Below are 25,403 nucleotides of genomic sequence, written 5' to 3'. Positions count from 1 at the left end.
AGAGGGGCGCTGCGGTCCCGCCGGGCTGCGGCAAGAGAAGGGACAACCATGATTCTCAACGGACCGGGGATTAGTTACACCGAGCCCGACATCGGTTCGGAGTTCGTGCCGCCGCTGCCGGAGCATCCGCGCGAGGCCATCGTCAAGCTGTGCGAGCACTGCACCAACCGTCTGCTGCATCGCGACGAGCTGCTGGGCTACGAGTACTGGTCGTTTGCCGAGGCCGCAACCGACGAGCAGGCCGAAGTGCTCTGCAAGATGAAGATGCGCCGTCCCTATACGCTGCCCGAGATGGTCAAGCTCACCGGCATGCCCGAAGCCGATATCGAGAAGATGCTCGACGACATGAGCTACACGGGTCTGCTCGAGTACAACTGGGAAAACCCCGAGCGCGCCAAGCAATGGGTGTTGCCCATGCTGGTGCCGGGTTCTGCCGAGTTCCTCAACATGCGCGTGAGCCAGCTCGAGGAGCACCCGGTCTATGCCAAGTTCTTTGAGCAGGCGTCCAAGGGACCGCTGTCCAAGGCCACGCCGATGGTGCCGCCCGGAGGCGCCGGCATCGGCATGCACGTCATTCCGGTCGAGAAGGCCATCGACGCCGCGAGCACCTCGGTGCCGATCGAGCATATCGAGCATTGGCTCGACAAATACGATGGCAAATATGCCGACAGCACCTGCAGCTGCCGCGCGAGCCGTCGCGTGATGGGTGAGGGCTGCGCCGACGACCCGGCCGATTGGTGCATCGCCGTGGGCGATATGGCCGACTACGTGGTTGAGACCGATCGTGGCCATTACGTGACCCGCGACGAGGTTTACGACATCTTGCGCCAGGCCGAGGACAACGGCTTTGTGCACCAGATCACTAATATCGACGGCGAGAACAAGATCTTCGCCATCTGCAACTGCAACGTCAACGTGTGCTACGCCCTGCGCACCTCGCAGCTGTTCAACACGCCCAACCTGTCGCGCTCGGCCTATGTCGCTAAGGTCGAGAAGGACAAGTGCGTGGCCTGCGGTCGCTGCGTCGAGGTGTGTCCGGCCGGCGCCGCCAAGCTGGGCCAGAAGCTCTGCAGCAAAAAGGCCGGCGGACAGGTGCCCGAGTATCCGCGCCAGGAGCTGCCCGATGCCACCAAGTGGGACCACACCAAGTGGTCGCCCAACTACCGCAACGACAACCGCATCGAGACGCATGAGTCCGGCACCGCTCCCTGCAAGACGGCCTGCCCCGCGCACGTTGCCGTTCAGGGCTATTTGAAGCTCGCGGCTCAGGGTCGCTATGACGAGGCGCTGGCACTCATTAAGCGCGAGAACCCGCTGCCCGCTATCTGCGGCCGTGTGTGCAACCGCCGCTGCGAGGACGCCTGCACCCGCGGCCGTGTGGACGCCGCCGTGGCCATCGACGAGGTCAAGAAGTTCATCGCCCAGCGCGATCTGGATGCCGCGACCCGCTACGTCCCGCCCGTGGTGACGCCGACGCGCGCTGGCGGCTTTGATCAGAAGATCGCCATCATCGGTGCCGGTCCGGCCGGCCTGTCCTGCGCTTTCTATCTGGCCGAGAAGGGCTACAAGCCCGTCGTCTTCGAGAAAAACGAGCGCCCGGGCGGCATGCTCACCTACGGCATTCCCAGCTTTAAGCTGCAGAAGGACGTCATTGAGGCCGAGGTCGAGATCATTCGCCTGATGGGTGCCGAGTTCCGCTATGGCGTGGAGGTCGGTCGTGATGTGACGCTCGACGAGCTGCGCGCGCAGGGCTTTAAGGCCTTTTACGTGGCCATCGGCTGCCAGGGCGGCCGCCTTGCCGGTATTCCGGGCGAGGATGCCGTGGACGTGACCGTGGCCGTCGACTTCCTTCGCGAGGTTAACAGCGGCAAGATCGATACCCTGTCCGGCCGCACCATTGTGGTGGGCGGCGGCAACGTGGCCATCGACGTTGCCCGCAACGCCTGCCGTCTGGGCTCTGGGCACGTTGAGATGTTCTGCCTGGAGAGCGAGGTCCAGATGCCCGCCAGCGAGGAAGAACGTCGCGAGGCCGTTGAGGACGGCGCTCACATCAGCTGCGGCTGGGGCCCCAAGGAGATTCACCTGGACGAGGCCGGTCGTGTGTGCGGTATCACCTTCAAGCGCTGCACGCGTGTCTTTGACGACGAGGGCCGTTTTGCGCCCGAGTACGACGAGAACGATCTGCGCCGTGTCGATGCCGACCGTGTCGTCATGTCGATTGGCCAGTCCATTGTGTGGGGCGACCTGCTGGCTGGCTCCAAGGTGGAGCTCGGCCGCGGCCAGGGTGCCCTTGCCGATCCCCAGACTTACCAGACCGCCGAACCCGACATCTTTGTGGGTGGCGACGTCTACACTGGCCCCAGCTTTGCCATCGACGCTATCGCCGCCGGTCACGAGGCCGCGGTGTCCATCCATCGCTTTGTGCAGCCGGGCTCCACGCTCACCATCGGCCGCAACCAGCGCCGCTACACCGCGCTCGACCGCAACGACGTTGTGCTCGAGAGCTACGACAACGCGAGCCGCGAGGTTGCGCATGTGGACCGCGAACGCGAGAAGGCTGCGCCGTTTAGCGAGTATGTTGAGACCTTTACCGAGGAGCAGGTGCGCGCCGAGACCGCCCGCTGCCTGGGCTGCGGCGCCTCGATCGTCGACCCCAACAAGTGCATCGGCTGCGGCCTGTGCACCACCAAGTGCGCGTTTGACGCTATCCGTCTGGATCGCGACCGCCCCGAGTGCTCTACGATGGTCAAATACGAGCAAAAGCTCCCAAGCCTCGGCAAGTATGCTTTAAAGCGTGCAATCAAAATCAAGTTCGGTCGTAAATAGGTAACCATGGCGGGCAAGGGGACGGCGCAGGCTAGACTTCGCCGTCCCCTTGCTTTGAGTTTGCATCGCATCAACCGTTGTTGAAAGGTTTCTACCTTGCATGAATTGGGAATCGTTTATCACATTATTCGTGATGTTGAGAACGTGGCGCGCGCCAATGGCGTGCGTCGCGTTTCGAGCGTGACGTTGCTACTGGGCGAGGTCTCGGGCGTCGTTCCCGACTTGCTGCTCGACGCTTGGCGCTGGGCAGCAGATAAAAAGCCTATCACCGAGGACGCGGAGCTTATCGTGGAGCCCGTCGAGGCCGTGACACATTGCGAGGCGTGCGGCTGCGACTACGCGACGGTCGAGCACGGCAAGACCTGTCCCCAGTGCGGTAGCGGCGAGACCTATTTGCTGCAGGGCCAAGAGGTAATGATCAAACAGATCGAGACCCCCGACGAGGACCCGGCAGACGCTGCTCCTGACGGCCTCTCCGACGCCCCCGATGCCGTCGACGCCGCCAACCCTCTCCACATCGCCTAACATCCAATGACTACATGGGCTAGAGTTCTAAACATATTTGCTTCGGTTAGTCAAGTCATGTCTGTTTAAACAAAATGGTGGCACGCAGACGCATTGGGATCAACCTAAAAGAGGTCTTAACGAACAGTGCACCTTTATATGTCTTTGAAAGCAATCAGCAAATCACGTTTTAGCAGGCAATAAGCTGTAAACCGGCAACGTAATCAATTTGTAACAAACTTAGACGTTTAAACAAATAATCCAACCTTTTGCGAATTTAGCTATAATTCCACAATCCAAACAGGTATACTCCTTTCATGTCGTGTAGGAAATACGTAGACAAAAAGGAGGTTATGTGATGGTAAGTATTGTTCTTGCTAGCCACGGGGACTTGGCAGCTGGAATCAAGCAGACGGGCTCGATGGTCTTTGGCGATCAGCCGTCTGTTGCCGTGGTCTCGCTCGAGCCGAGCATGGGCCCCGACGATTTCCGTGCCAAGGTCGAGGAAGCAGTCGCTTCCTTCGAGGACCAGGAGCAGGTGCTCTTCCTCGTTGATCTGTGGGGCGGCACGCCGTTCAACCAGATCAGCGGGCTCATCGAGGGCCACGATTCCTGGGCTATCGTCACCGGTGTCAACCTGCCTATGCTCATCGAGGCATATTCGCAGCGCTTTGACGCAAAGAACACTGCACATGCGATCGCAAAACATCTCGTGACTGAGGCTAAGGCTGGCGTGCGCGTCAAGCCCGAGTCTCTGGAGCCCGAGGAGAAGAAGCCGGCTGCGGCCGCCGCTGCTCCTGCAGGCGCCATCCCTCCGGGAACGGTCATCGGCGACGGGCACATCAAGATTGCCCACGTCCGTATCGACACCCGTCTGCTGCATGGTCAGGTGGCCACCACGTGGACCAAGCAGATCAACCCCAACCGCATCATCGTGGTTTCCGACGGCGTTGCTCACGACGAGCTCCGCAAGACCATGATCGAGCAGGCTGCCCCTCCGGGAGTCCATGCCAACGTCGTTCCCATCAAGAAGATGGCCGAGGTCGTCAAGGACACGCGCTTTGGTGACACCAAGGCCATGCTGCTCTTTGAGAACCCGCAGGATCTGCTCAAGGCCATCGAGGCCGGCGTCGACATCAAGGAAGTCAACATCGGTTCCATGGCTCACTCCAAGGGCAAGGTCGTCGTCACCAACGCCGTCGCTATGGGCGATGACGACGTTAAGACTCTCGAGGCTCTCAAGGCCAAGGGCGTCAAGTTCGAGGTCCGCAAGGTTCCTTCGGATTCCTCCGAGGATCTCGACGCCATGTTGAAGAAAGCTAAGGCCGAACTGGCCGCTCAAGCATAGTAAAGGAGGGTCCGATACATGTCTGCAATCACTATTCTGCTTGTTGCGATTGTCGCGTTGCTTGCCGGTATGGAAGGCATTCTGGATGAGTTCCAGTTCCATCAGCCGCTCGTGGCATGCACGCTTATCGGTCTCGTAACCGGTCACCTTCAGGAGGGCATCCTCCTGGGCGGTTCGCTCCAGATGATGGCCCTTGGCTGGGCTAACGTTGGCGCCGCTGTCGCGCCTGACGCCGCTCTGGCCTCGGTCGCTTCTTCGATCATCATGGTGCTCGCCCTCAACGGTGGCGCCACTGATTCGGCAAAGGCCGTTACCGCCGCCATCGCCGTCGCCGTCCCGCTGTCGGTCGCTGGTCTGTTCCTGACCATGATCTGCCGTACCATTGCTACCGCTATCGCTCACGCCATGGACGGTTGCGCCGAGAAGGGCGACTTCTCCGGCATCGAGCGCTGGCAGTATGCTGCCATCCTCATGCAGGGCCTTCGTATCGCCATCCCGGCAGTGCTTCTGTGCGTCATCCCGGCCGAGGCCGTTACCAACGCGCTTAACGCTATGCCCGACTGGCTGTCCGGCGGTATGGCTGTCGGCGGCGGCATGGTCGCTTCCGTCGGTTACGCCATGGTCATCAACATGATGGCCACCAAGGAGACCTGGCCGTTCTTCGTCCTCGGCTTTGTCCTTGCTGCCATCCCTCAGCTCACGCTGATCGCCCTTGGTCTCATCGGCATCTCCCTTGCCCTCATCTACCTTGGCCTTAAGGATCTGGCCAAGCAGGGTGGCGGCATGGGCGGTGGCTCCGGCGACCCGCTCGGCGACATTCTGAACGATTACGAGTAGGAGGGGAGTGATACATATGGCAGAGAACAAGATTCAGCTCACCAAGGCTGACCGCAAGAAGGTTTGCTTCCGTCATCAGTTCCTTCAGGGCTCGTGGAACTACGAGCGTATGCAGAACGGCGGCTGGTGCTTCGCAATGATCCCTGCGATCAAGAAGCTCTACACCAGCAAGGATGACCAGATTGCCGCTCTTAAGCGCCACCTGGAGTTCTATAACACCCACCCCTATGTTTCCGCCCCCGTCATTGGCGTTACCCTCGCCCTCGAGGAGGAGCGCGCCAACGGTGCTCCGATCGATGACGTCGCCATCCAGGGCGTCAAGGTCGGTATGATGGGCCCGCTCGCCGGCGTCGGTGACCCCGTCTTCTGGTTCACCCTTCGCCCGATTCTGGGCGCTCTGGGCGCTTCCCTGGCCCTGTCCGGCAGCATCGCCGGTCCGTTGCTGTTCTTCTTCGCGTGGAACATCATCCGTTACGCCTTCCTGTGGTACACGCAGGAGTTTGGCTACAAGGTCGGCTCCTCCATCGCCAAGGACCTCTCCGGTGGTCTGATGGGCAAGGTCACCGAGGGCGCTTCCATCCTGGGTATGTTCATCATCGGCGCCCTGGTCGAGCGCTGGGTGTCCATTTCCTTCACCCCGATCGTCTCCACGGTCAAGCAGTCTGCTGGCGCCTTTATCGACTGGGCTAGCCTGCCCTCCGGTTCCGAGGGTATCAAGGAAGCGCTGACGATGTACAACTCCGTCGGTGCTACCGCCCTTGATCAGATGAAGGTCACCACGCTTCAGGCCAACCTCGATCAGCTCATCCCCGGCCTTGCCGCCGTGTGCCTGACCCTGCTGGTCTGCAAGCTCCTCAAGAAGAAGGTCAGCCCGATCGTCATCATCCTGGCTCTCTTCGCCGTCGGCATCATCGGTCGCTTCTGCGGCTTCATGTAAGTACGCTTCGGCTTAAGACCGAGAATTGCTAGGCAAGGGCTTTTGAGCCATTGAAACGGACCGCACCCGGTGGGTACACTGGATGCGGTCCGATTGTTTTATTTGGAGGGCGAGGCGCGCATGGCGCAATCTCAGAACAGCACGGTCGATCTGGCAACGCCGGCAACCTGCCTGATGGGGCTTACCAGCCACGGTAACGTGATGGTGGGCAATAAGGCGTTCGAGTATTACAACGAGCGCAATCCCGAGGATTTTATTCAGATCCCGTGGGACGAGGTCGACTATATTGCCGCCGAGGTTTTACGCGGCACCAAGAAGATCACTCGTTTTGCCATCTTCACCAAGGACAACGGTCACTTTACGTTTTCGACGCGCGACGACAAAGAGACGCTTCGTGCTGTCCGCAAGTACGTCGACGAGGATAAGCTCGTGCGTTCGCCCGACTTTATCGATGTGACTGCCAAGGGCGCCAAGAGCATCCCCTCCGTTATCAAAAACCTCTTCCACAAAGGTAACTAGTCATTAAAGAGCGCCCCCCAAAGTGGGACGCAGTTTCCCATGGGGCTCGATTGGGAAAGTGCATCCCAGTTCGAGCGCCGATTCCGGGATGTAGTTTCCGGAACGGGGTCGTTTGGGAAACCGTGTCCCGTTTCGAGCCGAAATTCTGGGACACTGTTTCCAGCGAGGTCCCATTGGGAAAGTTTGACCCAGAATTTGCCTGGATAGTGGGACACACTTTCCGGAGGGCTGTTCCACCGCAACTTCGAAGAGTGGCTATACGCTGTATTACAACGGCGTAAATCTGCTACACTAGTACAACATGCCTCCGTAGCTCAGGGGATAGAGCACCGCTCTCCTAAAGCGGGTGTCGACGGTTCGAATCCGCCCGGGGGCACCAGAAGTAAATGCAGGTCAGACGGTATAAATCGTCTGACCTGCTTTCTTATATAAGGGCATCGTTAACGTCAGTTGGGTAGAATTTGGGTAGAAAGTTTTTTTGTGAAGGGCTATGCCCAAAGTCCGGTTTCCAACCCTTCCCACAGCCTACGGGCTTATAAGAAGCCCTTCGGCCATGGAAAGCGTTGAAAACCTAGGGTGACGTTGCTGTGAGATGGGCGAGTTTCCAACAGCCCCCGGCGTCTTCGGGTTTCGCCTGGGACCCTGCGACACCGTGGACCGTTGAAAACTCGCCCTTCCGCTTGGAAGAGGGCTTTTACCCCTTAAAATTGTCCGAAAGTGACAACGACGCAGGAGGTCCGGTATGCCTGCCAGCAAGAAAGAGGCAAAAGAGTTCGTCAAGCGGTGGCAGAAGCGCCTTGCCGCCATCCCCGCGGGCTCCAACAACGAGCAGCAGGACACGCAAAAGTTCTGGGTAGATCTGCTCATCAACGTCCTGGGCATCCCGTCCAACACCATAGACAGCTTCGTCGACTTCGAGCGGAAGGTGAGAGGCCGCCGCATCGACGTGTTCGTCTCCGACCACAACTTCCTGTGCGAGCAGAAGTCGTGGGGTATCGACCTCGACAAGCCAGAACCCAGGAACGGCGGCATGGAGACGCCGCTCCAGCAGGCCATGTGGTACGCGCGGCATCTGCCGTACTCCGAGCGCCCCCGCTGGGTGATGACGTGCAACTTCGGGACCTTCCGCCTCTACGACCTCGACAACGAGCGGCCCGAGGATACCGTGCAGGAGTTCTCCCTCGAAGAGCTCCAGGACAGCCTGTATCTCCTGTCCTTCCTGACCTCCAACGAGATGAGCCGCCTGCACAAGGAGCAGCAGCTCTCCATTGAGGCCGGGGCCTACGTCTCCAGGCTCTACGATGCCCTCGCCAAGCAGTACCACCACATTGAGGAGAAGGATGATCGGGCGCAAGAGGAGCAGCGCTCCCTCAACGTGCTCATCACCCGAATCATCTTCCTGCTCTACGCCGAGGACGCCGACCTTCTGCAATCGCACCAGGCGTTCGGTAGGTACTGCGAGGATGACCCTGCCAAGCTCCGCCGCAAGCTGGTTGACCTGTTCGAGGCGATCGACACGCCTCTGGACAAGCGGGACGAGTACATGGACGAGGACCTTGCGGCCTTCCCGTACGTGAACGGTGGGCTGTTCGCCGACTCCTCCATTATCGTCCCGCAGATGACCTCGGAGATTCTCGAGGCCATCACTGACGCGTCCCAGGACTTCGACTGGCGCGAGATCTCGGGCGTCATCTTCGGCGGCGTGTTCGAGGGCACGCTGAACCCCGAGACGCGCCATGCCGGGGGCATGCACTACACGAGCGTCGAGAACATCGAGCGCTGCCTCAGGCCACTCTTCCTCGACGAGCTGTGGGATAAGCTGCACGAGGCCGAGGGCGAGAAGACAGCTGCCAAGCGCAAGCAGGCCCTGGCGAGGCTGCACGACAAGGTGGCCTCCATCACCATCGGCGACCCGGCATGCGGCTCGGGCAACTTCCTTACCGAGGCGTACCGGCAGCTGCGCACCATCGAGAACCGAATCATCGAGGACGAGCTCAGCGAGGAGACCGGCAACGCGGGACAGACGTCCCTCGTCGTCGCGCAGGACATCCCTGTTCGCGTGTCCCTAGACCAGCTGTACGGCATCGAGATAAACGACTTCGCCGTCTCGGTCGCCAAGACCGCCCTTTGGATCACCGAGGAGCAGATGCTCCGAAAGACGCAGGAGATATACGTCGACTACGACTTCGACTTCCTGCCGCTCAGGAGCCTCAGCAACCTCCATGAGGGCAACGCCCTCAAGACCGATTGGTCCGAGGTGTTCCCCGATGACCTCACGTACCTCGTGGGCAATCCGCCCTTCCTTGGGGCCCGTAACCAGTCCAAGGAGCAGAAGGCGGAGCTCCTTGAGGTCTTCGACGGAGCGAAGAACGCAGGCAACATCGACTACTGCGGGGCCTGGTACATGAAGGCCGCGAGGTTCACGCAGGGAAAGCGCACGCGCTGCGCCCTGGTCTCTACCAACTCGATATGTCAGGGCGAGCAGGTCGCCAACCTCTGGAAACCCCTGTACGACCTGGGTATCCACATCGACTTCGCGCACAACACGTTCAGGTGGGACAACGAGGCTGCGGACAAGGCACACGTGTTCTGTGTCATCGTCGGGTTCTCCCGCGAGTCGGGGACCAAGACGCTCTTCTACCACGCGACCCCGGACAGCGACGAAGAACAGATTCCCACGGCTCGAATCAATGCGTATCTGAAAGACGCTCCGGACGTTTTTGTCTACAGCAGAAGTAAGCCATTATCAGATGTTCCAGAAATGGGAATAGGCTCCCAGCCTATAGACGACGGCAATTACCTTTTCACTGATGAGCAGAAAATCGAATTCTTGCAAAGTGAACCTGGTGCAGAGAAATTCTTTCACAAGTGGCTTGGATCACAAGAATTTATCCGTGGCAAAAGCCGTTGGTGTTTATGGCTTGGGAACGCAAATTGGGATGAGCTAAAGAATCTGCCTAAATGCAGGGAAAGGGTTGAAGCGGTACGCCGGTATCGGCTCAAGAGCAAGAGAAGTCAGACCGTTAAGGCTGCGGAGTGCCCTGCCCATTTTGGAACTGAAATCCTGTCGGATACAGATTCAATCTTGATACCAGAGGTTTCATCAAGCCGAAGGCGATACATCCCAATGGGGTTCGTCGATGCTGAGGTCTTTTGTAGCAATAAAGTTCGTCTTATCCCAAATGCAACTCTCTATCAATATGGGGTGTTGCAGTCCCAATTTCATAATGCATGGGTTAGGGTCGTGACCGGAAGACTGAAAGATGATTATCAGTACTCGGCTGGTATTGACTACAACAACTTCGTCTGGCCCGAGCCCACGGAATCCCAACGCGAGGAAGTCGAGCGCTGCGCCCAGGCCGTGCTCGATGCCCGTGACGCCCAAGAAGGTGCGACGCTCGCGGACATGTACGATCCCAAGAACGAGACGTTCTTCCCCGAGCTGATGGCGGCGCACAAGGCGCTCGACACTGCCGTTGAGGCCGCCTATGGCGTTGATTTCGGCGGAGACGAGGAGAAGATTGTCGCCCACCTCTTCAACTTGTACGCCGAGAGGGTCGGGGTGTAGCAATCGGCCTTGCGGCCGATGGGTCCCGCTTATGGGCGGGACCCCCGCGACGCGCGGCGTCGCTCTCGCTGCGGCTCCCTGGCAACGCTCCCCAGGGTCGCGTTTCGTCCGCCTCCGCTCACACCGGCCCCACCCGGCGAACGGCTGCGCTCGATGGCTTCCAGAAGTCGCCATCGCTCCGCCGTGGTCGCCGGGCGGGGCCTCTCGCGTCGGGTCGCCGAGCGCCGTCGTACGACGCTCCCCATGGGTCGCGTCTCCTCGGCGTCGGCTCAACCGTCGCTCACCTGCCCGGGCTCGCGTTGCCTCGGCAACCGGTTCGCTCCGTGCATGCAAGATATGGATTCCGTTGCACGGAATCATCTTGCCCGCCTGCGGCGGGACGGCGAACCGCTCCGAGGTCGCTCTCGCCGAAGGGCAAAAGAAAGGGCCGGGACGCCTGTTGCGTCCCGGCCCAAATGCTCAGTCGTCTCGGCCGTTCTGGTTCTCCAGCGCCTTTCGCTCAAGCTCCCAGAACGCCCGCATCGCCGTCGCTATCCCGCGCAGCGTGAAGCGGACGGCGATGCCAGTCGAGCGGTCAACGGCAAAGCCGAGCCTTCCGCCGTTGACCTTCCTCATGCCCCCGAGAGACTTCGAGGGGAAGCGGTACTGGAGGCTCCCGCCCTTCGACCTGGCGAGCTCGATGCCGTCCCGCTTGAGCCGCCGCTCAAGCTCGCCCATCCGGTCGGGGCAGTCGCGCATGCGCCCGACCTCCTCGATTCGGCGGGCGACCGCGACGCGGACGCGGGCGTTCTCCGAGCGCTCGGCCTGCCCCTTTCGGGCCATGTCGCGCTCTTCCGCGCCGGGTTGCCTCGCGTGGACGCGCGAGTTGGCCTTGCCGCGCTCAAGCTGCCTGAGGCCGTACCTTTCGTCCAGGGTACGGACGGTCTTCACGCGTGATGCCGCCGCCTTTCGGGCGGGGCCCTCGTCGAGCCTTCGGCCGGTTTCCAGATCACTGCGGTTGATGCCGAGGTGCACGGCGTAACGGTCGGTGGCGTCCGCGTGGCAGCGCTCGCGGTGCAGCACCATCACGACTTCCTGGTTGGGGTAGCGCTCGGCCACGTACTCCCTCGCATAGCGCATGCACAGCTCCGGCGTCATCTTCCCGCCGTTGAGGTCGCACTCGTCGGGGAGGAACCCGAGTATCTGGTGCTGCATGTAGGTACACTTGGCACCGGCCTTGCCGGGCCTGTCGTGACCCATGGCCGCCCTCGTGTCTGCCATCTCCTGAAACCAGCGGTCATCGTCGATGATGTTCTGCGTGCCGTGGGCGAGCGCCTTGTCGCGGTCCCAGGAGAGGTAATCCCTGAGTCTCGCGAGGTGCTTCTCGCTGCAGACGCTCGTCTGCTTTATCGCCGTCATGGTCGCCTCCCTAGTCGAGCGAGAGCCCGCTGAATTTGCCGCCCGGCTTGCTCCCGTTCTTCTTCTCCGGCTCGGGCCACTTTGGGCACCAGGTCGAGGCCTCCTCGCGCATCTTCCCAGCAGCTGACTCGTCGAGGCGGCGCTGGTAGGCGCGACGGTTCTCCGCCTCGTGCTCGGGGGTCCCGAGGTCGAAGTGCTCCCTTGTGGGCGTGTTGGTGCAGTCGGTGACGGGGGAGCGGAAGACGCCGGCTCGACATGCGGGCATACCGTTGTCCGCGTGCTTCACGACGATGATCCCGTCCCGGTCCGGGGCCATGTCGCGCCACTCCCAGGGGTGTATCACGTCGTCGGCCCTCTCGCTGTAGGACGTCGAGGAGGACGTGCCTGACGCGGCCCTGCCGTTGCTCGTGCCCTGCGTGTGGCGCGTGGTCTTGCCGATGAGCTCGGTGAAGTACCGGCGGTCCTCCTCCTCGGCGAGCTTCATCGCGACCTTGATGCCGCAGTTCGCGAGGATCTTCCTGCGGCCGTCTTTCTCGCCGTACTTGTTGAGCTGGGATACGTCCTGCGTCGCGCCGACCCAGAAACAACCGTAGCTGCGTCCTAGGCTGAGGAGCGCGGGCAGGCACTCGACGCGGGGGAGGTTGCCCCACTCGTCGCCGAGTATCTGCACGGGGCGGGGGAGTTTTCCGCCGTTCACGTCCGCGACCGACTGGACCGAAGCCCAGAGCTGCGAGAGGAATATCGCCGCTATGCAGTTGTAGGGGGAGCCCTCGTCGAGCACGTGGAGGAAGACGGCACTCTTCTCCGTGAGCACCGTTCGCGGGTCGATGTCGGAGCCAGAGGTCATCCATGCGACCGGCGCGGACGAGAACGGGCGGAGTGCCACCTTGAGCGTCGAGAGGATGCTCCTGAGCTCGTTGCCGCCCGAGGAGACGAACTGCGACGCCCTGCCCTTGGCGGGGTGACCGCTCGGCAGGGAGCGGAAGACGGCCTTCAGAGGCTCGGCCGGGTCGTCGCCCTCGGCCTCGGTGCCACGGTCCAAGACCTCGCAGACGGTCGCGAGGTGCCTCGATCCCTCGGGACACTCGTCAGACATGGAGACCAGCAGGACCAGGGCCGAGAGCAGGCCCCTGGCCGATGCCGTCCAGTGCGAACCCTTGCCCTTCTCGTCATCCTGCACCACGAGCTCCGCGATGGCGTCCGCCGCCTGCTCGGCCTCCTGGTCGCGCCCCTCGGCATGGAGGTCGAGAACCTGCTTGAGCGGGTTGAACCTCTGGCCGCGATAGGGGTGCTGCGTATCGAGCAGGAGGACGCGGTAGCCACGACGGGCAAGCTCATCGCCCGTGAGCTCTATGAGCTCGTTCTTCACGTCTGAGACGACGAGGGTCGCGGGCTCGGAGCCGTTGGAGGCGTCGCCGTAGCTGAGCAGGTCGATTGAGGGGAGGTAGAGGAAGCGTGATTTACCTGACCCAGTGGCCCCTGATACGAAAATCATCTTCTTCGGCTCGTAGAAATAGCAGGGCTTACCGCGATATTTGGTGAAACCGTAGACGAACCCGCGCGACGAGGGGTTCGTCGAGCCGCCCCATGTCATGGACCCCTTCACGACCTCGCGGCCCGTCTTGACGTGGGCGTCGCCGAGCACGCCGCCGTCCTCGGCTCGTGATTTGAGGGCACTTGAGTAGGCGATGAGGGCGCAGGCGCAGAGTGCAAGGAGGAAGACGAACAAGGCCCCGAGGGGATGGGTGACGAACCCGTCCGAGAGCCACCAGCCGAGGACGGTCTCCGCGTCGAACGTTGTGGGAATTGCCGATGCGTCGAGTCCGTACCCGGCGACGAGCATGTCGATGGGGGCGGCGAGCACGGGGCATGCGAGGATCGCTAGGAAAAGGGATGACAGGAGCGCTGTGAGCATCTTGGTTTTCATGATAGTTCTCGATTCTTGGAGATGAGGTTTGAAAGCTGCGAGGCCGTGCTCGACACCAGTCGGACGGCCTCCGTGAGCTGTCGGGCAGTCTGCGCATCCACGCCATAGGCGTTTGCGGCATGGACGGCCTGGTTGAGGTTTCCGCCCTGTTTCTTCATCTGGTGGAGGATTTGCCGCAAGGTCGCCTCGTCGGCGACCTTGACGGGCTTCTGCCCGATGCGGAGGGCAGCTTCGCGCATGAACGTCGATGGGGCCATGTCAAAAGAGGAGGAGCGCGCCATGATGACGGCACGCTCCTCCTCGGTCATGCGGACGTTGATATGCGCGGTCTTGCTGTTGCCGCGCATGGCCTAGCCCTCCTGGTCATAGAAGGTGGCATGGGGCGCGTCGAAGGTGAGCTTGGCGCTTCCAAGCGTGCCATAGCGTGCCTTAAGGACGCGAACAAGCAGGGGACGAACATCTAGCTCTGAGTTGTACCTCCGCTCCTTCTTGTCCCTGCCGTCGACCTGCAGGAAGAGAGCGTTGTCGGAGCCGTAGTCGATACCCTGCGAGCCAGCGAAGACGTTGAGCTCGGTGTTCGCATCGTTGTACTTATCGCGCGCGACGCTGCTTATCAGGAAAACGGGGACGTCATACGTCCGGGCGATGTTGCCCAGGGCTTGAACGCAAGCGGTGATGACAACGCGTTCTTCCGCGCGAACATTGAAATTGGTTGCTGCAATGAGTTGAAGGTAATCCACAAAAACGGCAGGGCGCTGCCCACGTTCGTGAATGCAATCACCGATGCAACGCCCGAGATCTTCCATGGACGTTTGGCTGTCCATGATGCACGAGTTAGGTGCTACGGTCTCGGCGTAGATGGCGCAAGCGTGCTCAAATGCCTCCCTCTTCTCGGGGATAGCCCCGGTCGCTTCGGAAAGGCTGAAGTCTCCGTTGCCGAGGCGCGTGATGCCCTTCTGAGCAATGCGATACGCGGGGAGTTCCGCGGAGTAGAAGACGGTGGGCACGCTTTGGGAGGCAAGGTCGTCGGAGATAACCTTGAGGAGCGTCGTTTTGCCGGCAGCGGGTGCCGCTCCGACTATGGTCAGGATTCCGGGTACGACGCCTCCGATGAGCTTGTCGAGAGAGGGGAGGCTGCGTATATGAGCCATGGGCTTACGCCCGTTCATTTCCTCGATATAGGTCTTGAGCTGATCGGCTTCGACGTTGAATGAGCTATTGGCTACAGGCTGCACGGATCCGACACCTCCAACTCGTGAAGGTACTCAAAAAAGCTGGACTCGATGACGAAGAGGCGGCTATGAAGCTTGAGGCAGCGACCGCTCTCTTTCATGAGCGACGCGGCGGCAACCTCCCCAAGCCCGGTCAGCTCACGAATCTCGGTGACGCCGAGCAGACGCTCGCGTCCCAGAACGACGCGAGGAGGAGCGGGTACGATACCCGCTTTGGGAACAACGGAATCTACCATGGTAGAATCTCCTTTGGTCTGCTCACTCCTCCCCACCTCAGTTTGGCGACTAGAGGGGAGGGGTGGGCGGCTTTTTGTTTCTATGGCCTTCTTTGGGCACCTCCATTCCGGCATTCGCTTATCTGTGCAATTCGATGATACTGCTTCTGGCAATCGAGGCGCTGAAGATTCAGAAAAAGTTCCGAAAAGTTTCGGATAAGCACTTTTACCTCGAAAAACAGGGTTATACTTACAATGAAAATCGATTGGGGGATGAAATGGAACGCTCCAGGAAACCGAAAAAACGAAAGTTTGGGACGACCGTCCTTGAACAGACCGATGACAACATCAGCATGTTCAAGGAACAACATCCGCAAGAGTTTAAGACTCCGGGGGAAGTGGTCGACCTTCTCGCGAGTCTATGTCTCCGCGTCAACAAGGGTGCGGCTGCAGAGCTGAGCGCTTTTTGTGCGCAACGGGTCAAGTCTATTCAGGATGAGCTTAGTGGATATGGCGATGCTGAGTCCCTGTCGCTCGCTGCCGACGATTTAAACGACAAGCTCTCTTATTACAAGACTCTTCGTAACCATATGCTGCGATTTGTTCCGCAAGACAGCCTTGTTGATAAGGGGCCGTCAATGAAACGCGTGGACCTGCGAGGTGGCTCGTATCTCGTTGTCCCCGATGATTGGCCTGTGGTCAATGAGCCAAACGCCTCATCATGCGACTATGCTTTCGTCCTTGAAGTGCGGAACGCAAGCGATGCAATTCCGCACTATGTTTATCTTTCCTCAAGGGAAGCCTGTCCTACGGATGAGGTGCTTAACGCAATAGCTGATAAATGGCCGGGGATTCGTGATGTCCAGAGTTCTCAGGTCGAGCCGATCTATGACAAGGACGGCGCGATTCTGAATACCGACGAATGGACGAAGGCACCTATAATCGGCGTCTTCCCCATTCGCGACGCCTCATCGTTTTCCTGGGAGGATAAAGCTCCATATGGAGCGATGGTCTATCGCCATTAGTCCATCTATGTTCAAAGCAAGGGAAGGGCCGGGTATATCTCGGCCCTTCTTTTATGAATTGCTCTCTTGGGAAATGAGCTCGCCGAAGGCATCTGCTGCCTTACGATCGTTTGCCTCGATGGCGTGGGAGTAGATGGAGAGCGTCGTACTTGGAGATGCGTGTCCAAGTCTTGCCTGGACAGTCTTCACGTCTGCGCCTTCTCCGATTAGGAGCGTCGCTTGCGTGTGCCGCAGGGCGTGGGGGACGAGCCCACTGTATCCCGTGCCCCTCACGTGCTCTTTGCCGTTTCGCTGGAATCTTCTGGTGATATTGTTGTAGCTCCCAAAGCCGTTATCGACGCAGAAGTTGCGGAACCATCGGTCGAAGTTGTGGCCGTCTACGTTGACGACTGTGGCGTATATGTCATCCTCGATCGTGACGACCTTTATGCCGTTAACGATAGGCGTCTTGTCGTCCTGATCGAGAGTGTATCGGTTGAGCTGCGCCCGCTGTTCCAGCTTCCATTTTCTGAGATAGCAGGCCAGGGAGTCGTTGATTGCTATGGTGCGTTGGCTCATCTTCGATTTTGGCGGTCGGAGAGTCTTGTCATTGGTGAACTGCTTCGACACGCTCAACGTGCGCTGCCCAAGATCGATGTCGCCCCAAGTCAAGCCGAGCATTTCGCCGCGTCGGAGACCACATTGGAGCAAGAGCATGGTGCCCGTTGCCTTGGCCGACAGTGGTTCATCCATGAGGCAAGACAGAAATCGTGAAGCCTCGTCTGCCGTAAGCGGAGTTCTTTCCCTGTAAGTTGGTTTGGGAAGCTTGATTGGCGTGCATGGGTTACGAAGGATGAGCTCGTTGTCTACGGCGTCTTGGAGAATCTGTCGCAGTTTGACGTGTGTCCCGTGTAGCTCGGCTTCGGACATTCCCTTTTTGCGGGCGTTTGCGTAGATGTGCCGTATATCGTCAGGGTGGAGGTCAGTAAGTCGAATATGACCGAACATTTCTTGAATGTGGCTAATATAGTTGCCCTCACGGGCATAGGCGAGCGGTGACTTGAAGCCCTCTTCCCTTAGGCTGTGGAAGTTCTCGGCGTACTTTGCGACGGTGAGGTTTCCGTTGTCACGGACGACACCGGAGTTCAACTCCTCCTTGTATTCTTCCAAGGCTTTGCGGAGCATTGCCTGTTGTGTGCGTCTACTCACACCTTCGCAGTGCAGTGTTCTCTTGGATGAGTAGGCGTATTTGCCAGTCTTGGGGTCCTTGCCGAGGTTGAAGCGGTATTGGAACACCCCCTCTTTAACTTGATATACGCTGCCGTTTCCGACGACTCGTGGTTTGGTGCTCATGGTGGGATTCCTTGGGATTAGGCTAGGGGCAAGCCCTTAAAGGCTTGCCCCTAGCCTAATCCCAAAAATCTACCCAAGCAAGAGTATCTGGGTAGAATTAGGGTAGAAAGTTTTTGAAGCCTATATCTCGCGATTCTTGAAATATGCCGTTTTACATGCGGTTATATGAAGCTGTATAAAATTATAAAACACCAGCTCAAATAGAAATACAAGACCTCCTAAAGCGGGTGTCGACGGTTCGAATCCGCCCGGGGGCACCAGAAGATTATGACGGCGTCGCGAGAGCGGCGCCGTTTCTGGTTTGTGGGGACCGCCGGCAGGATTCGAGCCGTCGACACCCGCGTCAGCAATTTCCCCGCGGGGGGGTCGAATCCGCCCGGAGCACCAGAGATTTGTCGAGCCCGGTACACCGTTACGGTACCGGGCTCTTCTGGTTCATGTCATGTCAAAAACGAAGCGCCCGCTTGCTGGGGGAGCAAGCGGGCGCCTGTGAGCGAATATGTTTGCGGCGGGAGCCGTAATGGGCGGTGGGGCGGCGACTAGTTGGTCGTACCGGAATCGTCGCCCGTGCCCGAGCCAGAGCCCGAATCCGAGCCAGAAAGTGCGACCGTCAGCGTGATCGTGTTGTCGGTGGACTGCTTGCCGGTGGGGGAGACGCCCGTAACGGTGGCGTTTTCGTTGCCGCTCACGGGGTTGCCGTTCTGGTCGCAGAACGCGATGTTGTAGAACCCGGCGTTGTTGAGCGCGGTGACGGCGGCGGAGATGCTCTTGCCGTACAGGTTACCCGGAACGCTGGCCTTGCCGGACTTCTTGGCAATGACGACGGTAATCGTGGCGCCGGGCTTCTGCTTGCCGCTGGGGTTCCAGCTGATCACGGTTCCCTCGGTAACTGAGTCGTTCTCCTGGTAGCTCACGTCGACGCCAAAGCCTGCCATATCGAGGGCGTTGCGCGCCTGGGCCTCGGTCATGTCGGTCAGGTCGGGGACGGACGTGGTATCCGGGCCGCTCGAGACCTTGTACGAGATGGTCGTGCCCTTCGCGACTTCCTTACCGGCTTCGGTGCCCTGCTCAAAGACCTGGCCCTCATCGGCCTCGTTGGCCTCCTCGGAGGCGTTGCCCTTCAGGCCAACGCTTGCCAGCGCGGCTTCTGCCTGGTCCTTGGTCAGGCCGACAAGCTTGGGAACCTCAACCTTCTCGGAGGGCTTGGGGCCCTTGGAGATTACCAGGTTCACCTTAGTGCCCTTGGCCTTCTTGGTGTTGCCGTTGGGCGTCTGCTCGGCGACCTTGCCCTCGTCGACATCGTCGTTGTAGCTTTGGTCGATGGTGCCGACCTCGAGGCCGGCTTCCTTGATCAGTTCGACGGCAGTCTGCTGGTCCTTGCCCAGTACATCGGGAACGGTGACCTGCTCGCCGCCAAAGAGTCCTGTGGCAAAGGCCACCACGATGCCGATGACGGCAACGGCTGCCACCACGGCGGCGATGATCTTGTTCTTGTTGGATTTGGGCTTTTCGACCTCGTAGGAGCCGGTGGAACCCGAAACCGAGCTACGGGCGGTATTCTGGCCGCTCACGCCCGAGACGGGACGCACCATGGCGCGCGTCTGATCGGAAAGCTCGCGAGTCTTGGTGGCGCCCAGCTCGCCGGGGGCACCGATGATGCGCGTGGGCTCCGAGATGTTGACGGCACGGCCCGACAGGTAGCTGTTGAGCACCTGACGAAGCTCGTCGGCGGTCTGGAAGCGGTTTGCCGGGTCCTTCTCCATGCACTTGAGGATGATGCGCTCAAGGTCGGCGTCGACACCGGAGTTGATCTGGCTCGGTGGAATAGGCAGCTCGTTGACCTGCTTGAGTGCGACCGAGATAGCGTCGTCGCCGTCAAAGGGAACGCGGCCGGTGGCGCACTCATACATCACGACGCCCAGCGAGTAGATATCCGAGGTGGGGCCGAGATCCTGACCGCGGGTCTGCTCGGGGCTGACGTAGTGGGCGGTTCCCAGCACGTTGTTGTCTTGCGTGAGGTGGCTGTTCTTGGCGCGCGCGATGCCAAAGTCCATCACCTTGATGTTGCCGTCGGGCAGCACCATGATGTTCTGCGGCTTAATGTCGCGGTGGATGATCTCGTGCTTGTGGGCGACCGAAAGCGCGGAGCTGATCTGCGAGCCGATCTGGGCGACCTTCTTGGGGTCGAGGGCGCCGTGGCTCTTGATGCCGCTCTTAAGGTCGGTACCGCGCAGGTACTCCATGACGATGTAATAGGTGTCGCCGTCCTTGCCCCAATCGTAGACGCCCACGATATAGGGGGAGGAGAGACCGGCTGCTGCCTGGGCCTCCTGCTTAAAGCGTGCGGCGAAGGTTGCGTCGCCAGCATACTGCGGCAGCATGATCTTGACGGCAACCGTGCGGTCGAGGACCTGGTCCTGTGCACGGTAGACGGTCGCCATGCCGCCTGTTCCCACCTTATCCTTGAGGAGGTATCTTCCCCCGAGGACCCTCTGTTCCATTCCTGCTCCTAACATAACTATTCGCTCAACGATGTGTGTAGTACCTACGATGTGGCCGCTGGGGCCGTGTGGCGCGTTGCCGCTAACTCTTCGGCCGCGGCGCGCCTCGGGTGTCCGATTCGATCATGGGCATCACGCTCCCTGTGCGGCAAGCGCCGCGGTCAGGACGATACCGGCGATCTTGGCGGCCTTGACGTCATGCTTGTCGAAATCCTCCAAGGCCACCGAGATGGCGACCGTGGGTGAATCGTAAGGTGCAAAGCCAACGAACATCGAGTTGACGTTGGTGCCGCCGGTCTCGGCCGAGCCGGTCTTGCCGGCGACCTTGACGCCGGGGATCTGGGCATCGGTGCCGGTGCCGGACTGGACGACGGCAAGCATGGCCTGCTTGACCTGGTCGGCCGTGGCGGAGCTGACGGCCTGACCCAGCGAGCGGGACTGCGTGGTCTTGACCACGGTTCCGTCCGGGGCGAGTACCTGGGCTACAAAGTACGGGTCCATGACCACGCCGCTGTTAGCGATGGCGGCGGCAATCACGGCGTTTTGCATGACGGTGGTCTGCGGGCCGGGCGTGTGGTCCATGCCGACAGGCTGGCCGGCGCCGGCCCAGGCGGTCTCCCACTCGGTCATGAGCGACGGGTCGGCCATGATGGAGGCTGCGGAGGTCAGGTCCTGGCCGAGCTTTTGGCCGTAGCCAAAGGCGTTGGCAAACTGTACGAGCGTGTTTGCGCCAACTTCGTTTGCCACCTGGCCAAAGACGACGTTGGAGGACACGGCAAAGGCCTGCTGCAGGCTGATGGTGCCGTAGCTCTCGTTGGCATAGTTGGTGACCGGTGCGTTGCCGATGTCCATGGAGCCGGGCGCCTGGTAGGTGCTGGTAAGGCTGGCGGCACCGGTCTCGAGTGCCGCGGAAAGCGTAACGACCTTAAACGTTGAGCCCGGCGTGTACAGCGCGTCCATGGCGCGATTGTACATGGAGCCGTCCTCGCCGCCGCCCGTCTGCAGCAGGGCATCGATGTTGGTGTTGTCGTAGGTGGGCGAGCTGGCACATGCGAGCACCGCGCCGGTACGCGGGTCGATGACCACTACAGCGCCCTTAAAGCCCTTGAGTGCCTGCTCGGCAGCCGTCTGGATGCGCGAGTCGATGGTGAGCTTGGCGGTGTTGCCCGGCTGGGTCTGGCCCGCGAGCGACGCGATGGCGTTGTTCCAGCTGGAGTAATCCTTAGAGCCGGTGAGCGTGTCGTTCATGACGCTCTCGATGGCGGTGGTGCCATACTGCTGGCTCACGTAGCCAACCACGTGCGCTGCCAGGTTACCGTTGGGGTAGGAGCGTACGTAGGTGCCGTCCTCCTGTTGCAGCGACTCGGCCAGCGTCACGCCGTCGGACGTGATGATGGAACCGCGCTGGATGTACTTGGAGCGGGCGATGGTGTGGTTGTTGGTCGGCATGTCCTGATAGTCCTTGGCCTTGATGACCTGGACATAGGTGAGGTTGCCGATAAGGATGGCGAACAGCGCCGTAAAGGCGAGCACCGCGCGGGTTAGACGGTTGGCGAGCGCCACGCGGCCGAGCACACCGGATTCAGGTGTGTCGAGCAGGCGACGGCGCATGCGCGAGCCGACGGAATGGCTGCCGCTGCCGTAGGAAGACGAGGTGGCAAAGCGCGTGCCCGTCGGGGCGGCGGCAGATGCGACCTGATCATCGGTGATGGCGGCCATGGTGCCGGTGCCGGTAAGCTCGGCCTCGCGTCCGGTCGCCTCGTCACCGGCGCGCAGCAGGAGCGCGACGATGATAAAGCTCGCCAGCAGCGAGGAGCCGCCCTGGCTCATAAAGGGCAAGGTGACGCCGGTCAGCGGGATCAGGCGGGTAACGCCGCCAACGATCAAGAAGGCCTGGAAGCTGATGGCGGCCGTAAGGCCCGTGGCGCTAAAGGCGGCGAGGTCGGATTTAGCGCGGGCAGCCGTGGTGAGGCCACGCACGGCAAAGAGCATAAACAGGATGAGCACGGCGCCGCCGCCCAAAAGACCCATCTCCTCGCCGATGGCCGAGAAGATAAAGTCGGACTCGACGACGGGGATGTTGTTGGCCATCCCGTTGCCGATGCCAACGCCGACCAGACCGCCGTCGGCAAGCGAGAAGAGCGACTGGACGATCTGGTAGCCCTGGCCCTGGGCGTCCTTAAACGGATCGACCCAAACCTGGAAACGCACCTGAACGTGCGACAGGAACTTGTAGGCGCCCACGGCTCCAACGGCTAAGAGCGCAAGGCCGATAACGACATACGAAAAGCGCCCCGTGGCAACGTAGAGCATCAGCAAGAAGATGGTGTAGAACAGCACGGCCGAACCCAGGTCGCGTTCGAAGACGACGACGAGCAGGCACACACCCCACACGGCAAACAGCGGCAGCAGCAGTCGCAGGCGAGGGATCTTAAAGCCCAGGATCTTGCGGTTGGAGATGGAGAGTAGCTCGCGGTTCTCGGCCAGGTACCCGGCCAGGAACAGCACGATAAAGACCTTGGCGAACTCGCCAGGCTGGATGGTAAAGCCCGCGATGCGAATCCACAGCTTGGAGCCCGAGATCGTGGTGCCGATAAAGATAGGCAGCATCAGCAGAATGATGCCGATGATGCCAAAGGTGTACTTGTAGCGCATGACCACGTCGAGGTTTTTGACTAGTGCAAGCGTTCCCACCATGAGCGCCACCGAGACAAACAGGATGATGAGCTGTGAGATGGCGAGAGCGGGGGCGAGACGCGTCACGAACGTGATGCCGATGCCCGAAAGTATAAATACGATGGGCAGGATGGCGGGGTCGGCACCGGGCGCCAAGATGCGCACGGCAATGTGGGCCGCGGCAAAGGCGGCAAAGAGGCCGATCGGTACGGCGAGCGTCTCAAAGGAGATGGCAGCGCCCGCGGTGAGGACGTACATCGCATACAGCAGGATGACGGGGAACGCCGAGGCGATGAGCAAGAGCAGCTCGGTGTTGCGGCGACTCATAAGCGGCACTCCCTTTCTAATTCTTATCGGAGGCTTCGGCCTCGGCGGACTGTTCGGCGGTTTTCTCGGAATCTGATTCGGAGGTCGATCCCTGATTGGTGTTGTCGCGAATCGTTTGCGCGTCGATCACCTGGCGGGTCTGCTCCTCGTCGATCTGGTGGCGGTACTTGGATATCGTGTCCTGCGCATCGTCGACACTTGTTTGCGGAATGCCCGCCTTGAGGCGGTTTTGCGTGTCTTCGGGCAGGTCGGACAGCTTGATGCTGGTTTCGCTTTCGAGCCAGTGGAGCTTGAGTCCGAGTGGCTTGCCGGGCAGGCCGCGCCAGACGGCGACATTGCCCTGGTAGGTACCCAGGTAGTACGAGCCGGTGACACCCGTGTAGGCCCAGATGCCAGCTGCCAGCACAAAGACGAGGGCCAGGATGGCGGCGATAGTAACGTTGCGGCGACGCACGCGTTGCGCCTCGCGCATGACGCCATCGTCAACCAGGTCAACGACTACTACGGTCACGTTGTCGTGGCCGCCGGCGGCAAGCGCCGCGTCCACTAGGTTGTCGACGCAGATTTGCGCGGTTGAGGACTGCGTGGCGATGTTCTCGATATCGCTATCGGGAATCATGCTCGAAAGGCCGTCGGAGCACAGGATCAGGCGGTCGCCTTCCTCGATATGCAGAGTGAAGTGGTCGGCATACATGGCGGGGTCCGAGCCCAGTGCGCGGGTGATGACCGAACGGTTGGGGTGGACGCGAGCCTCGTCTGCCGTGATCTCGCCGGCGTCCACGAGCTCCTCCACGTAGGAGTGGTCGCGGGTCACGCGGATGAGCGTGCCCTCGTGGAGCAGGTAGGCGCGCGAGTCGCCCACGTGGGCGATGGCGAGCGTATCGTTTTCGATATAGGCGCAGGTGGCTGTGCAGCCCATGCCGGGCTTGCCCAGGCCGTTCAGGGCCGCCTCGATTACGGCGGCGTTGGCTGCCTCGACGGCTGCGGCCAGGCGTGCTGCGTCGGCGGACTGTGGGGCCGTCTTGGCTATAGTCTCGACAGCGATAGAAGAGGCTACCTCGCCGGCGGCGTGACCACCCATGCCGTCGCATACGCAAAAGAGCGGCGACTGCACCAGGTAGGAATCCTCATTGTGCGGGCGCACACAGCCAACGTCGGAGCGGGCGCCCCACATGAGTTGCGTGGTGGTACCGGCATCATAGGTCGAGTCGGTCTCGATGCGCTCCTCGGTCAGGGGCTCAAAGCTCATGGTCGAGCCGGGGTCTTTGAGCTTGGCCTCAACGGCAGCAACGTCGATCTCGGCGGTGTCACCGGGAGAGACGGTGTCGGTCTCGGCGTTTGATTCGGAATTGTCGGTGTCCGGGGAGTCGGGCTCCTCGGAAACGCGGGCGGTCGACTCGTCATCTTGCGGGCTGACGTCTATAGGCTCGGGCGCCGGCGTAGACGCGGGCGCAACCTCGGATGCCGGGGCTATGGGAAACGCCGGCGCGGCGGGCTCGGGTGCCGCAAACACCGCAGTGCTCTCGTTGATTGCCGCGGCGACGGGCTCTGCAAAGTGAGCCGGCGCCGGGGTTGCTTCGGGCGCTGTGGGCTGTTCCGCAGCATGTGCGCCGATGGGCGCCGCTACGGCATCCTCTTCGTCCTCGTTATCGGCTAGATCCGAAATATCATGCGTTACATGCGAAAGAGGCAGGGAGAACACGGTGTCCTCGGGCTCCACGGGTGCGGAGCCCGCCGGAGCGGCGTGGGCCGGCGCAGCTGTGGCGGCGGCCGGTGCCTCGGTCATAGTTGCGGACTTGTTCTCCTCGTCGATCATCGACGGTTCACCTTCATGACCACGTCGCCAATCTGGACTTCGTCGCCCTCACGCAGCGTCGCGGGCTCCACGAGCTGGCGGCCGTTGACGAGCGTGCCGTTAAGCGAGTTGAGGTCCTCGATGATAAGCGCCGGGCCCTGCAGCGAAAAGCGCGCATGCGAGGCCGAGACGAACGGTTCGTTGATGCAGATGTCCGAAGACGGCGAGCGACCGACGATGACGGGGCCGAGCATGTCTACGTGGATGCCGCGGATACCGCGCGGACCCTTGTCCACATCAATCGTCCAGATAGCCGAGTCGCGGCGCTGCCCGCGCACAAGTCCCACGCCGGTCTTCATGACGGCGAACAGGAAGATATAGAGCAGGGCGACCAGGACGATGCGGCCTGCAAAAAGGACGATATCGATGTTCATAA

General features: G+C 60.8%; 18 protein-coding genes and 1 tRNA gene. 9 read left to right on the top strand and 10 right to left on the bottom strand.

Features of this window, described 5'->3' with window-relative positions; all coding sequences use genetic code 11:
• The first annotated feature begins 48 nt into the window (after positions 1-48).
• From AAAX32_RS03310 to AAAX32_RS03275, 8 genes are all read left to right on the top strand, one after another.
• A complete protein-coding gene (locus AAAX32_RS03310; protein ID WP_349099999.1) occupies positions 49-2,826 on the top strand; it encodes an FAD-dependent oxidoreductase in 2,778 nt (925 codons plus the stop codon).
• A gap of 96 nt (positions 2,827-2,922) precedes the next feature.
• The gene (locus AAAX32_RS03305; protein WP_196033416.1) at positions 2,923-3,351 is read left to right on the top strand and encodes a hydrogenase maturation nickel metallochaperone HypA; all 429 of its coding nucleotides are present in this window, start codon (positions 2,923-2,925) and stop codon (positions 3,349-3,351) included.
• A 337-nt stretch (positions 3,352-3,688) separates the two neighbouring features.
• A complete protein-coding gene (locus AAAX32_RS03300) occupies positions 3,689-4,678 on the top strand; it encodes a PTS sugar transporter subunit IIB (RefSeq protein WP_148332486.1) in 990 nt (329 codons plus the stop codon).
• 18 nt (positions 4,679-4,696) lie between these two features.
• The gene (locus AAAX32_RS03295) at positions 4,697-5,515 is read left to right on the top strand and encodes a PTS mannose/fructose/sorbose transporter subunit IIC (protein ID WP_148332484.1); all 819 of its coding nucleotides are present in this window, start codon (positions 4,697-4,699) and stop codon (positions 5,513-5,515) included.
• 16 nt (positions 5,516-5,531) lie between these two features.
• Entirely contained in the window at positions 5,532-6,452 is a 921-nt protein-coding gene (locus AAAX32_RS03290) for a PTS system mannose/fructose/sorbose family transporter subunit IID (RefSeq protein ID WP_138340871.1), read from the top strand.
• A gap of 120 nt (positions 6,453-6,572) precedes the next feature.
• Complete coding sequence (locus AAAX32_RS03285; RefSeq protein WP_117646410.1) at positions 6,573-6,971, top strand: DUF956 family protein; 399 nt, start codon at positions 6,573-6,575, stop codon at positions 6,969-6,971.
• 303 nt (positions 6,972-7,274) lie between these two features.
• A tRNA-Arg gene (locus AAAX32_RS03280) sits at positions 7,275-7,350 on the top strand.
• Positions 7,351-7,713: 363 nt separating this feature from the next.
• Complete coding sequence (locus tag AAAX32_RS03275; protein WP_349099998.1) at positions 7,714-10,539, top strand: DNA methyltransferase; 2,826 nt, start codon at positions 7,714-7,716, stop codon at positions 10,537-10,539.
• 459 nt (positions 10,540-10,998) lie between these two features.
• Here AAAX32_RS03275 and AAAX32_RS03270 read toward each other — a convergent pair whose 3' ends face one another.
• Genes AAAX32_RS03270 through AAAX32_RS03250 form a run of 5 tightly spaced genes read right to left on the bottom strand, consistent with a single transcriptional unit; the run spans position 10,999 to position 15,332 of the window.
• Positions 10,999-11,937, bottom strand: a complete 939-nt coding sequence (locus tag AAAX32_RS03270; protein WP_349099997.1) for a relaxase/mobilization nuclease domain-containing protein — start codon at positions 11,935-11,937, stop codon at positions 10,999-11,001.
• A 10-nt stretch (positions 11,938-11,947) separates the two neighbouring features.
• On the bottom strand, positions 11,948-13,864 hold the full coding sequence (locus tag AAAX32_RS03265; protein WP_349099996.1) for a type IV secretory system conjugative DNA transfer family protein: 1,917 nt from the start codon (positions 13,862-13,864) through the stop codon (positions 11,948-11,950).
• Entirely contained in the window at positions 13,861-14,211 is a 351-nt protein-coding gene (locus tag AAAX32_RS03260; RefSeq protein ID WP_349099995.1) for a hypothetical protein, read from the bottom strand. The genes AAAX32_RS03265 and AAAX32_RS03260 overlap by 4 nt, the downstream gene beginning before the upstream one ends.
• Positions 14,212-14,214: 3 nt before the next feature.
• Entirely contained in the window at positions 14,215-15,099 is an 885-nt protein-coding gene (locus AAAX32_RS03255; RefSeq protein WP_349099994.1) for a DnaB-like helicase C-terminal domain-containing protein, read from the bottom strand.
• Entirely contained in the window at positions 15,087-15,332 is a 246-nt protein-coding gene (locus AAAX32_RS03250; RefSeq protein WP_195247073.1) for a hypothetical protein, read from the bottom strand. The genes AAAX32_RS03255 and AAAX32_RS03250 overlap by 13 nt, the downstream gene beginning before the upstream one ends.
• Before the next feature lie 62 nt (positions 15,333-15,394).
• Between AAAX32_RS03250 and AAAX32_RS03245 the strand changes: the two genes are divergently transcribed.
• Positions 15,395-16,336 carry a hypothetical protein gene (locus AAAX32_RS03245; RefSeq protein WP_349099993.1) on the top strand — a complete coding sequence of 314 codons (942 nt, stop codon included), beginning with the start codon at positions 15,395-15,397 and terminating at the stop codon, positions 16,334-16,336.
• Positions 16,337-16,387: 51 nt separating this feature from the next.
• Here AAAX32_RS03245 and AAAX32_RS03240 read toward each other — a convergent pair whose 3' ends face one another.
• The 5 genes from AAAX32_RS03240 to AAAX32_RS03220 form a co-directional block, all read right to left on the bottom strand.
• Complete coding sequence (locus tag AAAX32_RS03240) at positions 16,388-17,668, bottom strand: tyrosine-type recombinase/integrase (protein WP_349099991.1); 1,281 nt, start codon at positions 17,666-17,668, stop codon at positions 16,388-16,390.
• A 539-nt stretch (positions 17,669-18,207) separates the two neighbouring features.
• A complete protein-coding gene (gene pknB, locus AAAX32_RS03235) occupies positions 18,208-20,169 on the bottom strand; it encodes a Stk1 family PASTA domain-containing Ser/Thr kinase (RefSeq protein ID WP_349099990.1) in 1,962 nt (653 codons plus the stop codon).
• Between the two features lie 132 nt (positions 20,170-20,301).
• Complete coding sequence (locus tag AAAX32_RS03230) at positions 20,302-23,172, bottom strand: FtsW/RodA/SpoVE family cell cycle protein (protein WP_117770280.1); 2,871 nt, start codon at positions 23,170-23,172, stop codon at positions 20,302-20,304.
• 16 nt (positions 23,173-23,188) lie between these two features.
• Positions 23,189-24,988 carry a Stp1/IreP family PP2C-type Ser/Thr phosphatase gene (locus AAAX32_RS03225; protein WP_349099989.1) on the bottom strand — a complete coding sequence of 600 codons (1,800 nt, stop codon included), beginning with the start codon at positions 24,986-24,988 and terminating at the stop codon, positions 23,189-23,191.
• Complete coding sequence (locus AAAX32_RS03220) at positions 24,985-25,401, bottom strand: FHA domain-containing protein (RefSeq protein ID WP_006235180.1); 417 nt, start codon at positions 25,399-25,401, stop codon at positions 24,985-24,987. The genes AAAX32_RS03225 and AAAX32_RS03220 overlap by 4 nt, the downstream gene beginning before the upstream one ends.
• Between the last annotated feature and the right edge of the window lie 2 nt (positions 25,402-25,403).

It is taken from the genome of Collinsella sp. CLA-ER-H3, from assembly GCF_040092425.1.
Lineage (GTDB): Bacteria > Actinomycetota > Coriobacteriia > Coriobacteriales > Coriobacteriaceae > Collinsella.
Note: the sequence above shows the minus strand (reverse complement) of the source record. Positions and strands in the feature narration are given on the sequence as shown.

What these genes read in the sequence shown, in the direction of transcription:
- AAAX32_RS03310 (WP_349099999.1), top strand. Translation starts at nt 49, where the DNA reads ATGATTCTCAACGGACCGGGGATTAGTTACACCGAGCCCGACATCGGT.
- AAAX32_RS03300 (WP_148332486.1), top strand. Translation starts at nt 3,689, where the DNA reads ATGGTAAGTATTGTTCTTGCTAGCCACGGGGACTTGGCAGCTGGAATC.
- AAAX32_RS03295 (WP_148332484.1), top strand. Translation starts at nt 4,697, where the DNA reads ATGTCTGCAATCACTATTCTGCTTGTTGCGATTGTCGCGTTGCTTGCC.
- AAAX32_RS03290 (WP_138340871.1), top strand. Translation starts at nt 5,532, where the DNA reads ATGGCAGAGAACAAGATTCAGCTCACCAAGGCTGACCGCAAGAAGGTT.
- AAAX32_RS03285 (WP_117646410.1), top strand. Translation starts at nt 6,573, where the DNA reads ATGGCGCAATCTCAGAACAGCACGGTCGATCTGGCAACGCCGGCAACC.
- AAAX32_RS03275 (WP_349099998.1), top strand. Translation starts at nt 7,714, where the DNA reads ATGCCTGCCAGCAAGAAAGAGGCAAAAGAGTTCGTCAAGCGGTGGCAG.
- AAAX32_RS03270 (WP_349099997.1), bottom strand. Translation starts at nt 11,937, where the DNA reads ATGACGGCGATAAAGCAGACGAGCGTCTGCAGCGAGAAGCACCTCGCG.
- AAAX32_RS03265 (WP_349099996.1), bottom strand. Translation starts at nt 13,864, where the DNA reads ATGAAAACCAAGATGCTCACAGCGCTCCTGTCATCCCTTTTCCTAGCG.
- AAAX32_RS03260 (WP_349099995.1), bottom strand. Translation starts at nt 14,211, where the DNA reads ATGCGCGGCAACAGCAAGACCGCGCATATCAACGTCCGCATGACCGAG.
- AAAX32_RS03250 (WP_195247073.1), bottom strand. Translation starts at nt 15,332, where the DNA reads ATGGTAGATTCCGTTGTTCCCAAAGCGGGTATCGTACCCGCTCCTCCT.
- AAAX32_RS03240 (WP_349099991.1), bottom strand. Translation starts at nt 17,668, where the DNA reads ATGAGCACCAAACCACGAGTCGTCGGAAACGGCAGCGTATATCAAGTT.
- pknB (WP_349099990.1), bottom strand. Translation starts at nt 20,169, where the DNA reads ATGGAACAGAGGGTCCTCGGGGGAAGATACCTCCTCAAGGATAAGGTG.
- AAAX32_RS03230 (WP_117770280.1), bottom strand. Translation starts at nt 23,172, where the DNA reads ATGAGTCGCCGCAACACCGAGCTGCTCTTGCTCATCGCCTCGGCGTTC.
- AAAX32_RS03225 (WP_349099989.1), bottom strand. Translation starts at nt 24,988, where the DNA reads ATGATCGACGAGGAGAACAAGTCCGCAACTATGACCGAGGCACCGGCC.
- AAAX32_RS03220 (WP_006235180.1), bottom strand. Translation starts at nt 25,401, where the DNA reads ATGAACATCGATATCGTCCTTTTTGCAGGCCGCATCGTCCTGGTCGCC.